The sequence below is a fragment of the Paraglaciecola marina genome (genome assembly GCF_004360155.1).
Lineage (GTDB): Bacteria > Pseudomonadota > Gammaproteobacteria > Enterobacterales > Alteromonadaceae > Paraglaciecola > Paraglaciecola marina.
Genome location: NZ_SAIS01000018.1, coordinates 78,333 through 92,752 on the forward strand (window position 1 = coordinate 78,333; position 14,420 = coordinate 92,752).

The following is a 14,420-nucleotide window of genomic DNA, read 5'->3' on the forward strand; positions in this document are numbered from 1 at the left end:
ACATATATGCGTAGAGCTTAGGCTCTGCGCATATTTTCAAATAAAGAAGGCTCCCAAGGACGCATAGCCATTAATAATCCAATATGCTGCCTTTTATTTAACGGTAAATCTGAATCTTCAAGATTAAGAGCAGCCGCTTCTTTGGTTAATAGGTTTAACTTACGCTGAATAATATCAATAGAAGACTGAGAGTAGCGCCCCCTCAGGTAAAACCTAAATAACCATTGCTCATTTTGTTTGGGCGCCATAAATTTAATTAACACCTCTTTTTCCATAAACCGCTCCAGCGGCCCACCAGGTATCCATCTAAAATCTTGAGCAATCAGAGACTTAAAATGGTTATTAGGTAATAAATCAATTATTTTCAATTTATCTAATCTTGCCAATAGCCTAATACACTCAAGTTTATCAATATCATAGTAGTTTACAATTTCGTCAAATTTCCACGCATCACGAACACATACAGCAATCAAAAGCAATTTAGGGTCTGCCAATAACTCGCTTTCTTGTTCAACCGTCAACTGACTAATTTGTTGCACCTGCTTTTGAGTTAACGCGAACAAATCAGCCATAGTCATATTAAGTACATCACATATTTGCTCTAAACGCTGCAGCGTAAAACTCTGAGTCGAAAAAATACGCTTAATATTCGCTTCACTCATATCTAACCTAACCGCGATATCTTTGTAAGTAATGTGTTGCTGTCTAAGTAACGACTTTAATGTTTGATTAATTTGACTTATCTGACTCACGTTAATCCTATTAGCCTATAAAAGTATCAATAAACTATACCAAAAGTGTTAATCAAGTATACATAATTCAAAACTGTTTACGTTTTAAATACTGCAGCATAAAGTTATTGAGCATTTCATAAGCAATAAATAATTAAGGAATAACAATGAAAATAACTATCAAGGCGTTAATATTTTCACTCTCATTGGGTGCGTTACCGGCTTTAGCGGCAGACTCTGCACATCACACCTCAAAGGCCAGTAAACACTCGGCACTAGCAGTTACACATAGTGTCGCCTCTACCGCAACCGTTGCAAGCGCTGTTATTGCCACACCTGTGATTGTCGTAGGAAGTGCAGCTGTAGTTGCAGGTACCGCCAGTATGCAGGCTGGTTCGGTACTGGCAGATTCTTCAAACCATAGTGTTGAACCATCAAATAAAAATAGCGGCCCATTAGTCATCACAGAAACCACCATTACCGCTGATCCTGCACCTAACCAAACTATAAAAATCCAACAAAAACAAACTATTACACATACTCAGTAGCTAATCTTAGGCTTGCTGGGGTAACACCTAGCAGGCTTTAATAAATGAGGTCACGATGAAAAAATATATATTAATCGCGCTTATCAGCATATTTAGTGTCAATGTCAATGCTGGCAGTCAAGCAAACCAGCCAGCAACAATTGCCCCAGAGAAGATTATTAAATTTGCAAAAGATGTTGAAAAGTATGCCGCACAGCAAGGTGCAAGAGCATTTATCATTGCCCGAGTAGGAAGACCCAAAAAAGACCTGCCTAAAGGTATTCACTATACCCATACAGCAATTGCTGTGTATTCAACGATCCAATTAGATCATGGTGAAACTGCAAAAGGCTATGCTATTCATAACCTATATCAAGTTGACGGTAAACCAAATCGTAGCCAATTGATTCAAGACTACCCTGTAGATTTTTTCTGGGGAGCTCAGCAGTTAAAAGCAGGAATAATTATTCCCAGTGATGAAATTCAAACAAGGCTTATAAACCTAATTGCCACAGGTAAAAACACACAATTACATAATCCCAAATATTCAGTTATTGCTAACCCTATGAATAGTCAAAAGCAAAATTGTACTGAATATACGCTGGACCTAATAAACGCAGCCATTTATGAAACAACAAATATCCCACAACTTAAGGCTAACACTCGGGCGCACTTCACCCCGCAAAGAGTTAAAACAAATCGTTTTAAACTTATGTTTGGCTCTATGTTAATGGATGACGTTACCACTAAAGATCACTCAGGTAATATCGCTACCGCAACCTTTGGTGCAATCAACAACTACCTGCAACAATATGACTTAGCCAAGCATAGCGTTAACTTTTACGGAGAAGGAAATTTGATAATTCTTTAAAACGACTAATCCCCTGAGCATATTCAATCTTTTTAAAAAGCGAGAAATATTTAGGATTGAGAGGCATCCATTGTATTTGCAATTCGGTCAATTAGTTGGGTACCTAATTTAGTCTCAGTAATTGCTTGCTCTAAGTTACCCTCAGATAAAGCGACCTCTATCTTCTTCTTTTGATTACGTAGTTCCGTTGCTAGGCTAATTAAACTAACATATTCGGAGTTACGGGGATCACGAGTCACTGAATCATAGCTACTGAGGATCCTCACGTAATCATCCATTTGCTGAGTTGTCTCTCTGACCAGTTGAAATTCAATATCACTCGACTTCCAACTTATATTTGTCCAAGCAGGTGATGCCACTAAAGCAAAACCAAATAAAGTTAAGAAACAAGTTAATGTTAAATTGGCTCGACTTTCTCGTTGGATATACTTAAATACCACTGCAGATAAAAGTACACCACCAAATATGACACTGACTATGGTTAAATCCATTTTACTCTCCAAATACTATCAACGATATTAGCTTCCATCTCATAAGGAATACTTAACATTATTTTCTTTAAGTATAGGCCCATTTAAATACTCAATAATAGGATTGTTTGCTCTGACTGCTAATTTAATTCAACGTTAATATCCTTTTGAACAGCACAGCGGAGCAAAATGAGTATTTACTGAGTTCACAGTTGAATTAAGTAATTGTATCCTTTATTTTAGTTCCACAGACTATGCTACTTATACTTTTTAGGTAGTATGTAGTAATTCAGCCTATTCTTTATCACTTTCATTACTTTAGCAGCAAACGTATCCAAAACGAGTGACTATCGTTTACCTACGACAACGAGGACAAGACCATGATTAAGTTTACCATAAACGGTAAAACTCGAGAGTTTTCGGGTGATCCAACTACTCCCGTACTGTGGTATTTGCGCGACGAACTGCAACTAACAGGACCTAAATTTGGGTGCGGTATGGCACAGTGCGGCGCATGTACAGTTCATATAGATGGCGTTGCACAGCGCTCTTGTGTATTGCCTGTATCAGCCGTGTCAGGCAGCAGAATAACCACTATTGAGGGATTGAGTGAAGATGGTGAACATCCTGTTCAACAAGCCTGGGTGGAACACAAAGTGCCCCAGTGTGGTTATTGCCAATGTGGACAAATGATGCAAGCCGCTAGTTTACTGGCCAGCAACCCAACACCAAGTGATGATGAAATTGTACAGAGTATGTCTGGTAATATTTGTCGGTGTGGAACCTATCCACGCATCCATAAAGCAATTAAGTCAGCCTCAAAAGCTATGGCATCGGTACAGTACTATGTCCCTGATACCAAAGGGGAAGAAGCATGAGCCAATATTTTGATTTAAGCCGTCGCGGCTTTTTAAAGTCTAGCGCCACTGTGGGTGCCTTAGTGTTTGGTACATATTTAGCCGGTGGCGCACCAAGAGTTATAGCTGGGGTGCTTGCAAAGCCTTCTGAATCTGCAAAGCGTGCCAATTTATTTGTGGCACTGCGCCCAGATGGCATAGTAGAAATTACTTGTCATCGTTCTGAAATGGGCCAACAAATTCGTACTGCAATCGCGCAAATAGTAGCAGACGAAATGGAGGCTGCATGGGATCAGGTTGTGGTGATTCAAGGAAAGGGTGACCCGAAATACGGAGACCAAAATACTGATGGTTCTCGGAGTATTCGATACAATATGCAGCGGTTACGAGAGATGGGCGCAAGTGTTCGTTATCTTATGCGTGAGGCTGCAGCAAAACGCTGGAATGTATCGATAGATTCATGTTCTGCCGAACAGCACAAGGTAACCCATAGCTCTGGTAAAAGCTTAAGTTATGCAGATTTGGTAAGTGATGCTTTAAACTTAACCCCGCCAGATGCTGATAAAGTACCTCTTAAAAAGCGCAGTGAGTGGCGATATATCAATACCGCCATGGAACATATTGATTTAAAAGATATTGTTACCGGTAAAGCTACTTTTGCAGCAGATGTATTAGAGCCAAAAGCTTTAATTGCTGTGGTGGTAAGGCCTCCTGTGGTTGGAGGAAAAGCCAAGAGTTTTGATGCCACAGCTGCCAAAGCTATTGCTGGTGTGGTAGATGTTATTGAAATTCCAGCGCCTACTGGGGCACCGCAATTTCAACCTAAAGGCGGTGTGGCGATTATTGCCAAAAACACTTGGGCAGCCATAAAAGGTCGTAGGGCATTAACCGTTTCTTGGGACGATGGCAAAAATGGTGATTACAATTCAGAAGCATTTAAAAAAGACCTATTAGCCACAGTCGCTTCACCTCAATCTTCAGTACGTAAAATAGGGGATGCGGAGAACATTTTAGCCAAGGCTAGTAATAAGTTGGTGGCCGATTACTATGCGCCCCACTTAGCACAAGCGCCTATGGAGCCGCCTTGTGCAACCGCTATGTACCATAAAGATAGAGTGGATGTGTGGGCTGCTACCCAAAACCCACAGGCAGACATGGCGACAGTTGCAGCTATGGTTGGCATGGATAAAGAGCAAATAAATGTTCATGTCACTATGCTAGGTGGCGGTTTTGGTCGAAAGTCTAAGCCTGACTTTTCAGCAGAAGCTGCTTATCTTTCGATGAAAACTGGCAAAGCAATCCGTGTTCAATGGACCCGTGAAGATGATATTCAAAACAGTTTTTACCATGCTGTATCGGCGCAACATATCGAAGCGTCTCTTGATAAAAATGGCGCCATAGAAGCCTATTTGCATCGCACCGCATTTTCACCTATTGCATCTACTTTTATAGAAGGTGCCACTGCCCCCCTTGGCTTTGAGTTGCGTTTAGGGTTTACCGATAACCCTATAAACACACCCAACATGAAATTGGAGAGCGGAGAAGCGCCGGCAAAAACCAGAGTTGGTTGGATGCGTTCAGTATCCAATATTTTCCATGCTTTTGCTGTGCAGTCATTTATCGCTGAAGCAGCCCATAAAGCTGGACGGGATCAAAAAGACTATTTACTAGACACTATCGGTCCCGACCGTATTCTAGATGTTACTGAACAGAATGCAGAATACGATAACTACGGCGCTGATAAAGCCACCTATCCACTAGACATAAGTAGGTTACGACAAGTTATTGAGAAAGTGGCTGATATGAGTAACTGGGGAAGAAAGCTTCCTAAAGGGCGAGGATTAGGCATTGCCGCTCACAGAAGCTTTTTAACCTATGTGGCAACAGTTGTAGAAGTCGAGGTTTCTGAAAGTGGTGAGCTAGATATTATTAAGTCTTGGGTAAGCATTGATGCAGGTACGGTGGTGAATACTGATACGGTTAAAAACCAAGTTCAAGGTGGTTCTATATACGGTATAACAGCGGCTATTAGTAAAGGTATCACCTTTGATGAAGGCCGTGTACAGCAAAGTAATTTTCATGATTACCGAGTACCACGAATGAGTGATTCACCTCTTGACGTAGAGGTGGAAATTATACCAAGTAACGCACCTCCAGCAGGTGTTGGTGAGCCAGCCACTCCGGTTTATGCTCCTGCATTATGCAATGCTATTTTTGCTGCTTGTGGCAAGCGTATTAGGCAGTTACCAATAGGTGATCAGCTAAAAGCCTAAGGCTAGATCTTGGGATTATAGAGCTTTAACTGAAGCTTTATTAGGGGCGGTAATAGTATACCGCACCTTTTTTATTATTTAGGTTTATAAACATCCTTAAATATAAGCATTTCAGGTACTCTAGCTGAAGCACCATTGTAAAACCCAGTTTTTTCTACAAACGTTTTAGGGTTTTTAAAGGTGCCAAATAAAATATCAAAAACAGGTAAGTCAGAATAATTATAACCATGTATCCCTACGCCATGATGCACACTATGGCTTTCTGGGCGCTGTATAACATACCCTAGCCATTGAGGAGTTTTGATATTAGTATGCTGAAACACTACTAAGAAAATCGAACCATATAAAAAGTAACTAGCAGCCTCAGGAGTCACGCCGATTATTACCACTAAACTTAGGCTCCCTAATAAGGTAAAGCCCGCCATATCAAGCGGGCTAAAATAGAATGCACCTAACACATCCACTCGCTCAACACTGTGGTGCATTTGGTGAAATACCCTCCACAAAACTTTACTTTTATGCATACTTCGGTGCCAAACATAAACCAATAACTCAAAAATTAATAAAGCAATAAAGGCAGCTAGAAATGGATTTATATGCTCTAAATTAAATACCTGATATTCCATTAAATACTGGTCCCATAATAAAGGCAGGTAGGTAGATGAGTAGAAATACACCACAAATGAAATTGGGGCGCGTATATACCAGCCCTTCGCTGTCATTTGTTGCCGTCCAGGCTTCACGATTTCAGCTAGTAATAGCACATTTAGCATTCCTAAAATCATCAGTGAGACTGGATCAATTAAAATTTCCAATGGTGTAGGCATAATCCTTTCCTTTTTGTTAATTAAATTCCTAATCATTGTTTAAATTAAATGAAGATTTCACCTGAATTTTGGATAACAAATGGCTAATATTTAGCTAATACTTAGGATAAGGTAGTAACATTCTAGCCAGGGCTCATCTAGAACAGGGAGTTCTTAATGAAATACAAAGTCAACTTATTTGAAATTGATACCACCATGTTTTCGATAAAATGTGGCGTTCAGCCTGTACCCGTTGAACCTAAGGTTTTCGATTTAATTATTTATTTAATTGAAAATCGACACATATTAGTAACGAGAGAAAACCTATTTAATAAGGTTTGGGCTGGTCGAGATGTATCAGATACCACACTAAGTAATCATATAAAAAGTGCTCGAAAGGCATTGGGAGATAATGGCGAGCAACAACTTATAATCAAAACAATTCGTGGCCGTGGCTATCAGTTTATTGGCGAGGTAACAGAATCAACAGATGAACCAGTAAGTAGCCATAAAACCACACCTAAGTTGCAAAATAAACAGCACTACCTCACTCGCCTCTTGATTTGGTTAACCTCTAGACACCTAATTCTTCCTTTTTTGCTGCTATGTTTAGGAGTGCTTTGGTGGCTCAAACACCCCGGTTCTAACCTAGCTCCAGAACGCCCTTATGTGCTTGTACTGCCATTTGAAGTATCAGGAATCGATGCAGAAAAATACCAAACCTTTGCCGATCAAAGCACCAGAGAAGTTATTCAAAACCTAAGAAAAATATCAGGCTTAAATGTGGTCCCAGCCACTTCCTCCTTCATGTTTAAACAAAACAAAAGCCATGCTTATATTAAAAATAAACTGCCTTCGATTCGATATATACTTTCAGCTAATATCAATATGTCGACAGGTACTAGATTACAGATTTCACCCGAATTGGACGACTTGAATACCGGTTCACTAGTTTGGTCAAAACACTATCAAAGTCGACTAGACGACACCACTTTTTTCACTACCCAAGCTAAGGTTGCCGAATCAGTATCTAAGGCACTTAAGATAGCCATTCTTGAAAATGAAAAAGTCAGTTTGGCTAAATTTCCTACAGCGAACCTTAGGGCCTATGAATATTATATTGAGGGGCAACATAAGCGGGATTTATTAACCCATAAAGACTTACTAAAAGCTATAGACTTGTTTTCAGCAGCGATTAAATTAGACCCCGAATTTGAAGCGGCATACTTAGCAAAAGCAGATTCTTACCGACTTATAATGGCTTATTTTGATAAACCCGCAGATGTGCTCCCCTTTGTTATAGAGTCGGTCGCTGAAGTCTTAAAGTTAAACCCTAATTCAGCTCAAGCCAGAGCATCTTTAGGGTTAGCTTATGTTTTAGCATGGCGCTGGGAAGATGCATGGAATATGTTAACGCAGGCTCAAAACTTAGACTCAAACTTAGTATTAACTGAAATAGGATTTGCGCTATATTACTCAGCTATGGGCAATGTCCAAGATGTGTTCACATCCCTTGAACAAGCTAATCAAATGGACCCACTTAATATAGAGTTAGCTGATTGGGGCCATTGGGCTCTAGCAATGGTAGGTGAACTTGATGCAGCAATGCAATGGGCAGATAAACAATTACAACTGCACCCAAATGTAGGGATGTTGTTTAGTGGAGCGAGCGTCTCAGCCTCCTTAGCCAAGCAACATCAACGAGCCATTAGGCTAGCTCAACAGGGGGTGCAATTAGACTCTGGTGCCGCCTACCCTATCCTTGCTTTGGCACAAACCTACGGACATGCCAATCAAGCTGATAGAATCCCCAGCTTAATAGAAAAAGCCAAGCAATATGACGGCTATTTATGCCCTTACGAAACAGCCATTACCTATTTATTGATTGACGAAATAGATAAAGCATTTGAGCAATTTAATGAAGCGGTTGAGTATCGCTCAAATTGTTTGGTCTTTACTCGCAATGACCTGAGATTAATCAAGATAAAAAATGATCCTCGTTACTTAGCCCTGCTCATCAGAATTGGCTTAGATGACAAATCTATTAAGGCTTATTCTAAATAGCCTTACTGCCACATAATTTACAATCAAAATTAACCTGTTATTTATTAGCTACTTAGTAATATCAGATGACTAGTTTTGATTATTTATAAACTCATGAATGGTAGCTTTTTATTGACACTAACAGGCAGTCTATTTTTTCTTGAAAGTATCAGTATCAGTTATTTTTGAAGATTCCCTTAAGTACGCATGGGGTTTGATGTAGGTTAATACTGTATTTAAGATGGGTTCATAAAAAAGGCCCAAAAATATGATAAACACTTACTTTTGGGCCCAGCTAGTTATAGATTTTTAGATATAAATTAATCTAAGGTGCGGGTATAACTCATATCCGTAAAGATTATTTCACTGGTATCAAAAAACTCCTCATAAAAATCAGCAAAATCACCATCAGCGTCACCACTTTCTAATTTTTCATTAGTTTCAGGGTTTTGAGCTTGTTGATAGTTACCAAATTTAAAGTAAGAAGCTGAAGAGTCACTCACACTAATGGGGCTAAGTGATTGGCCATTAATTTTTACAGTGACTGTGCCATGGTCATTTATTTCTTCAAAATCAAAGCTATCACCAGAGCGAATAGTAGTTAAAAGATGTTTGGTTTCACCTGAGCCATCTTCTTTAGCCAAGCGAATATACACATCAAATATGCCGTTCATTGCAACACTGTCAGACTCTGTTCCATCGGGAGCATTTTCAAAACCACCCTCGTCTAAATCTGCTATGTACAATTTAGTAATGGTGGCGGTATCTGCTGCATGGTGCTGCGCAACAATTGTTTTTGCACCATCATCTAAATTAGCAGTAATGGTCGCTTTAAATTCTTCGTAAAGCTCTGTCATTCCCACACGGTAATCGCCACTAGATTTTATTTTAAGCTCGTGTCTCCAACCATTACCATTTTCGGTAACATGTTGCGCCGCAAGTGCATCAAACTTCATCTCAATGGGTGATAATGAAACAATGTGATCATCTTCACCTATTTCGCCATGCTCAGCTTCATATACTTCAGAGTATTCAACACACGAGCCATTGTATAGCATTTTGCCGCTAGCCTGACACTCATTGCCATCGCTGTTATCCCCGCCACCGCCGTTGTTGCTGTCATCATCGTCATCGTTATTAGAGCCGCTATTTTCTCCATAAATTTTAACTTCGGTAATATTCATCCAACTACTACCAGCACTATTTGATTGGGCTTTAACGCGAACTTGTTGGGCGTCAAAGTCAGTTACATCGTATAGTTCAATGTCTGTAGAGTTACCACTGCTTACTGTGTCTGCAATTTTTGTCCAGTTACCACTTGTTCCTGGACGAGCGTAAATTTCAAAGGTATGGCTACGAGAATCGCCTCGGCCCCAAGATATACCTACTTGTTTAACGTTTTGTACTTCTTCTAATTCAAGAGTTAGGTTAGTGGCATTGCTGCCTAAACTGGCTGCCCAGCGAGAAGCCCATGCACTGCTTCCGTCTATGGCATTACTAGGAGGATAATTACTATGACTTGTGCCATCATCAAAAGCCGTGCTGATTGTTAACTCACCATCAGTCCCCGTATCTGATCCAGGCGAGGTGGAGGTACTTTCTAACGTAAAATCATCAAAACGTCCTTCATCGTTATAATACTTTCCGAATATTTCACCGGAAGTGGCTGAGCCTGAATTAAAGCTCACTGTTACTTCACTCCAATCATCCGATGTTGATTTAGTTGACTCTGTTGACGAGCCAAGGTTTATGCCGACTTCACCACTGCCTTCAACGTAGGCAGTCAAGACGTAATTTGTATTGGGTGTTAACGTAACAGTTTGGTCAACTCGGCCGCCAGAACCGGTAATTTTTGCTGACTTAGAACCACTGTGAGAATCACCAGATATGGCTGAAGGATCATCATCAGTCCATCCATCAAAACTGCTTTCAAAACCAGGGTTATCTATATTAACTGTAGCTGCATTTACGTTAGCGGTACTAGCAATACTCAATGCAGTAGTTAGGCTTAAATAAAGATATTTCTTTTGTGTAATAAATTTCATATGTAGGGTTATCCGTTTATTATTTTGGTTCACCAATTTAAAAGGCTTCTTCTGTCTTCTCGACAAATTGGCATCCTATTTACCGCCACTTTGTTAATAAATTGGTAAGACCAATTATTGAGACATTAAATATATAATTATCTATAAAAGAAACAAGATCAATACAAATATTTAACAAATTGATAAATAAATTAACCTAAGTGTAATATTGAAATCGATGAAATGAATTATTGAAAATAGATACTTATGATTAATATTGTTTAATATCATTAACTTATGAATATTAATTTACGAATTATACAAACTAAAGGAATAAGTGTTTTTAAAGGCTAAGTGAAATGCTATATGGTATTACCAATTTTATTTTTAGAAAATTTTTCAATTTTTTAGATGCTTTTATGAACTTACCAATATTTAAAATTTTGGTTATACGAACTAATTAACCTACAGACATAACGCCCCCTTAAATTGAATGTACAAACTACTTAGATACTCTCTCTAATTCGACATCGAAAATAAAATATTTAGTATAAACCAACCACAAGCAGCCCCCATAGTTGGGGTAAAGCCATACAACTAGAAAGTAAACGAGATAAAGGACGCAGAAAAGCTCAAGGAAGGAGGCATCAATTGAGAACCGTCTCATAGATGGTTATGACGTCAGCGATACAATCTAACCCAGTTTTGAAACCGACCGGTCATCGTTACATTGACTCAGGGAAACATAAAAAGTGGCAATTATTGCTTATCTGAGGAAGATAATTGTTAACTTTATTCTATGCTTGGAGATGAAGTAATATGGAGCCAACTATGACGAAAATTCAGTTATTGTCACCAAATCATTAGTTAAAAAAACAATTTAGTTTTCATCTGTCATGATAGGCGCAATTAACAAATAGAGCATAATAGATAAATAGCCACCCATAACTAATACATACACTTAAACATTTGGCTTTATTATTAATAGATAAATAGCCACCCATAACTAATACATACACTTAAACATTTGGCTTTATTATCGTTTTTTAGAGATATCTAGCTAGTTGAATGAGGTACTAGAGGGGTCTTCGTACTTTTTAGTGAATCAAGGCTAAATTGGTGTTTTGCAGGCGTAACTAGGTTGTAGTTTTCGCTTTTTTTGAATTTTAGTGGTTATGCAGGTTGTAACAATTTTCTAGCTTTTCCCATTCCTCGAAGTCGTTGATGGCCTGTATGACGCTTAAATTGATTCATCATTATTTCTGCACCTGCTGCGTAGCAAAAGTGCTGTTCAAATTCTGTGGAGAGGGTGAGCCATTGTTCATCATCTAAACCTAACCTTTGTAATATGGGGGATTGGGTTGGGTTTATATATCCTCGTTTGTCTTCTCGTATAATGCGGCCTGTGGTGTCTACTAACTCACAGTAATCTTTTAAGCTAAACGCTATGCCTTGGGGCATGTTTCCTCTGTGGTTGCCTACAAAAGGCATAAGTTGTTGGGGGTGATTGTTATTTTGTTTGATAGATTGAGTGCGTTTTTGAATACTTGTGTGTTTTGATGTTTCTGGCGTTTTCGCAATTCTGGCCCTGATGGGGTTTAAGTCTACATAGGCCATACAGGCCAGTACTGCTGACTCATCTAAAAGGGCTTGAGATTTAAACCTGCCTTCCCAGAAGCGGCCCGTACAATCATCCTCTTTATTGGCTTCTCGGGCGATATATTCATTTAAGTCACGCATTAGCCAGCTAATGTCGTGTAAACGTCTTCTGTATTCAACTATGGTTTCATCTAAAGTGAGTAATTGACCTAGGGTGAGTGTATCGCCCCTAGCAAACATCTGTGTCAGCAGTGTGCCTTTGTGCAACCTATGCCACCGGTTTATGACCTCTTCATCACTCCAAGCCTGAGCCTGCTCTGCATTGACATGTAACACCACATGCACATGATTACTCATCACCGCGTAAGCACACACATCAATCGCTAATACAGAGGTTAAAAACAACAACCTATCTTCTACCCACCCTCTTCGATGCTCATAGCTTTGACCCGAATAATCATCCACTCCACATAAAAAAGAGCGGCGAACACAACGAGAAACACAATGGTAATAAGGGGTATCTTGCAAACAAATTTGAGACTTACGTGGCTGGGGCATGGCATCAATCCGTTGATTTATTTTATAAACAAAAGCCTAGCTCAGTTACAAAATAATGCCATTTTAATTATGGGTGTCTTTGTTATTTTCTTTGTTATTTGATCACAGGCCAATTGGCGGTTCAAGCTCAATGATTAAACAATTACCGCAAAACTAGAAAAGGACAGGGAAACGTCTCTTATTTATAAATTCTACAGCCTCAACGCCGCAATAAACGGCTAAGTAATAGTTGGCTAAAATGTGAAGCGAAGCGGAACCGAGCCAACTATTACGTGTCCGTTATTTAATTGCTTTGTTAGTTTGATTTTTCTTATGCCTATCAAAGAGCAAGAATATACCAGCTAGAAATAAACTTACCACACCCGCCCAACCAGCGAGCCTACTATTTGAAGCATATGCTACAACCATACTTTCATAACTTCGGACTATGTTTCCGTCTTTGGATAACTCATAAACAGAATAGTAACTGTTTCCATCCCAAGGCGGTGAGTGGGAGTCCGTATCATCGTATAAAACAGAGATTATAGAGTCCTCACTGGCTAAAGCTGAATGTGTTTTACTCGTTTGCCCGCCAATAGAGTGATAAATAAGATGTATATTCTCGCCAAGAAACTTAAATCGAAGATTATTACCATGTTTACCTGTAGCTTTTACCCAATCGATTTCGCCTTCAATTAGAGTTAATTCCGCGCGCGGTAAAACCTTACCGCTAAAAGCAAACAAAAAGAGAAACCCAAGCCCGATAAGTGTGCAAATTAGAGAGGATTTTGGAATATCATTGAACTTCATATTAACGCCGATATATCCCAATCAAACTAACGCTTAACATATGGGGATTTTAGGAGCGCTTTTGGCCGAAGGCCAGCGAGTAAAATTCCCACCATGATGTTTTTGTTAGTTTTCATTAAGTATTTGAACCCAAATATTTTGGCCTGCATGATGCTCCTTAATTGTTGACATAGCACAACTCATATCATCTATATTTTCGGTATCCACTACATAGTCTAATACGGATGCATTGACACCACTTTTCCACAACGCCTCATACTCTTTTTCACTAAGTACATCGCAAGTTAACCAAATTGGATGCTTTCCAGAAACTATTAAGCTTTCCATTTCGGAATAAGCTGATTTTGATGTAATGAAGATAACCATAAATCTCTCGGTAAAAACCAATCCTTGATAAGAAAACTAACACCTTCCATAACCGGCGTTGGCGCTCTTTGCCAATGTCCGGTTGATGGATTTGTTATATTCCCGACGCATGAGACAACCTTTGATAAAGCTTGATAACTGAAAATAAAGCCAACCCACATAGGAATGGTAAAGCCAGCCAAATTGCAGTTCTATCTATTGGATTGGTGCTAAACCAAAAAACTATAAAACCACTAAGATAAAGAAGCTGCAACGAGACCATCAAAGCATTACTTCGAAAGTAATGTAAATTAAATGACAAGACTCGAATGGATATTAAAGCGCCTAAACACAAATATATAACAAACGAAAAAGATATCGTCGCTCCTACAAAACCCTTCTCATAGCAAGCTATTGCATAAGCGATAGGCCACAGCGCTAAATGTATATTTTTTTTAATCAACAAATCGTGACATCTCTTGGAATATAACGCCCCAATATGCCGACGAAAAGAGCGCAGCGAGTTG

General features: G+C 39.2%; 13 protein-coding genes. 5 read left to right on the forward strand and 8 right to left on the reverse strand.

Annotated features, from left to right (window positions below; genetic code table 11):
* Window positions 1-17: 17 nt before the first annotated feature.
* Window positions 18-752, reverse strand: coding sequence for a helix-turn-helix domain-containing protein (locus tag EOK74_RS18680; RefSeq protein WP_133471629.1), 735 nt, complete (start codon window positions 750-752; stop codon window positions 18-20).
* Window positions 753-898: 146 nt separating this feature from the next.
* Between EOK74_RS18680 and EOK74_RS18685 the strand changes: the two genes are divergently transcribed.
* Together EOK74_RS18685 and EOK74_RS18690 are read left to right on the forward strand one after the other, a co-directional pair.
* Entirely contained in the window at window positions 899-1,279 is a 381-nt protein-coding gene (locus EOK74_RS18685; RefSeq protein ID WP_133471630.1) for a hypothetical protein, read from the forward strand.
* Window positions 1,280-1,334: 55 nt separating this feature from the next.
* Window positions 1,335-2,129, forward strand: a complete 795-nt coding sequence (locus tag EOK74_RS18690) for a DUF2145 domain-containing protein (RefSeq protein WP_133471631.1) — start codon at window positions 1,335-1,337, stop codon at window positions 2,127-2,129.
* 50 nt (window positions 2,130-2,179) lie between these two features.
* Here EOK74_RS18690 and EOK74_RS18695 read toward each other — a convergent pair whose 3' ends face one another.
* Window positions 2,180-2,620 carry a hypothetical protein gene (locus EOK74_RS18695; RefSeq protein WP_133471632.1) on the reverse strand — a complete coding sequence of 147 codons (441 nt, stop codon included), beginning with the start codon at window positions 2,618-2,620 and terminating at the stop codon, window positions 2,180-2,182.
* 359 nt (window positions 2,621-2,979) lie between these two features.
* Between EOK74_RS18695 and EOK74_RS18700 the strand changes: the two genes are divergently transcribed.
* Both EOK74_RS18700 and EOK74_RS18705 read left to right on the forward strand, forming a co-directional pair.
* Entirely contained in the window at window positions 2,980-3,477 is a 498-nt protein-coding gene (locus EOK74_RS18700) for a (2Fe-2S)-binding protein (protein ID WP_133471633.1), read from the forward strand.
* The gene (locus EOK74_RS18705) at window positions 3,474-5,729 is read left to right on the forward strand and encodes a xanthine dehydrogenase family protein molybdopterin-binding subunit (RefSeq protein ID WP_133471634.1); all 2,256 of its coding nucleotides are present in this window, start codon (window positions 3,474-3,476) and stop codon (window positions 5,727-5,729) included. The genes EOK74_RS18700 and EOK74_RS18705 overlap by 4 nt, the downstream gene beginning before the upstream one ends.
* Window positions 5,730-5,803: 74 nt before the next feature.
* Here EOK74_RS18705 and EOK74_RS18710 read toward each other — a convergent pair whose 3' ends face one another.
* Window positions 5,804-6,556, reverse strand: coding sequence for a sterol desaturase family protein (locus EOK74_RS18710; protein WP_133471635.1), 753 nt, complete (start codon window positions 6,554-6,556; stop codon window positions 5,804-5,806).
* A gap of 156 nt (window positions 6,557-6,712) precedes the next feature.
* Between EOK74_RS18710 and EOK74_RS18715 the strand changes: the two genes are divergently transcribed.
* Window positions 6,713-8,599, forward strand: coding sequence for a winged helix-turn-helix domain-containing protein (locus EOK74_RS18715; protein WP_133471636.1), 1,887 nt, complete (start codon window positions 6,713-6,715; stop codon window positions 8,597-8,599).
* 299 nt (window positions 8,600-8,898) lie between these two features.
* Here EOK74_RS18715 and EOK74_RS18720 read toward each other — a convergent pair whose 3' ends face one another.
* The 5 genes from EOK74_RS18720 to EOK74_RS20975 form a co-directional block, all read right to left on the reverse strand.
* Window positions 8,899-10,623, reverse strand: a complete 1,725-nt coding sequence (locus EOK74_RS18720; RefSeq protein WP_133471637.1) for a polysaccharide lyase family 7 protein — start codon at window positions 10,621-10,623, stop codon at window positions 8,899-8,901.
* A 1,152-nt stretch (window positions 10,624-11,775) separates the two neighbouring features.
* A complete protein-coding gene (locus EOK74_RS18725) occupies window positions 11,776-12,759 on the reverse strand; it encodes a transposase (protein WP_133471638.1) in 984 nt (327 codons plus the stop codon).
* 279 nt (window positions 12,760-13,038) lie between these two features.
* On the reverse strand, window positions 13,039-13,548 hold the full coding sequence (locus EOK74_RS18730) for a hypothetical protein (RefSeq protein WP_133471639.1): 510 nt from the start codon (window positions 13,546-13,548) through the stop codon (window positions 13,039-13,041).
* A gap of 105 nt (window positions 13,549-13,653) precedes the next feature.
* Complete coding sequence (locus EOK74_RS18735) at window positions 13,654-13,914, reverse strand: hypothetical protein (RefSeq protein ID WP_133471640.1); 261 nt, start codon at window positions 13,912-13,914, stop codon at window positions 13,654-13,656.
* A gap of 94 nt (window positions 13,915-14,008) precedes the next feature.
* On the reverse strand, window positions 14,009-14,420 hold a 412-nt coding region (locus EOK74_RS20975; RefSeq protein WP_205964729.1), incomplete at its 5' end, for a hypothetical protein.

What these genes read in the sequence shown, in the direction of transcription:
- EOK74_RS18685 (WP_133471630.1), top strand. Translation starts at nt 899, where the DNA reads ATGAAAATAACTATCAAGGCGTTAATATTTTCACTCTCATTGGGTGCG.
- EOK74_RS18690 (WP_133471631.1), top strand. Translation starts at nt 1,335, where the DNA reads ATGAAAAAATATATATTAATCGCGCTTATCAGCATATTTAGTGTCAAT.
- EOK74_RS18695 (WP_133471632.1), bottom strand. Translation starts at nt 2,620, where the DNA reads ATGGATTTAACCATAGTCAGTGTCATATTTGGTGGTGTACTTTTATCT.
- EOK74_RS18700 (WP_133471633.1), top strand. Translation starts at nt 2,980, where the DNA reads ATGATTAAGTTTACCATAAACGGTAAAACTCGAGAGTTTTCGGGTGAT.
- EOK74_RS18705 (WP_133471634.1), top strand. Translation starts at nt 3,474, where the DNA reads ATGAGCCAATATTTTGATTTAAGCCGTCGCGGCTTTTTAAAGTCTAGC.
- EOK74_RS18710 (WP_133471635.1), bottom strand. Translation starts at nt 6,556, where the DNA reads ATGCCTACACCATTGGAAATTTTAATTGATCCAGTCTCACTGATGATT.
- EOK74_RS18715 (WP_133471636.1), top strand. Translation starts at nt 6,713, where the DNA reads ATGAAATACAAAGTCAACTTATTTGAAATTGATACCACCATGTTTTCG.
- EOK74_RS18720 (WP_133471637.1), bottom strand. Translation starts at nt 10,623, where the DNA reads ATGAAATTTATTACACAAAAGAAATATCTTTATTTAAGCCTAACTACT.
- EOK74_RS18725 (WP_133471638.1), bottom strand. Translation starts at nt 12,759, where the DNA reads ATGCCCCAGCCACGTAAGTCTCAAATTTGTTTGCAAGATACCCCTTAT.
- EOK74_RS18730 (WP_133471639.1), bottom strand. Translation starts at nt 13,548, where the DNA reads ATGAAGTTCAATGATATTCCAAAATCCTCTCTAATTTGCACACTTATC.
- EOK74_RS18735 (WP_133471640.1), bottom strand. Translation starts at nt 13,914, where the DNA reads ATGGTTATCTTCATTACATCAAAATCAGCTTATTCCGAAATGGAAAGC.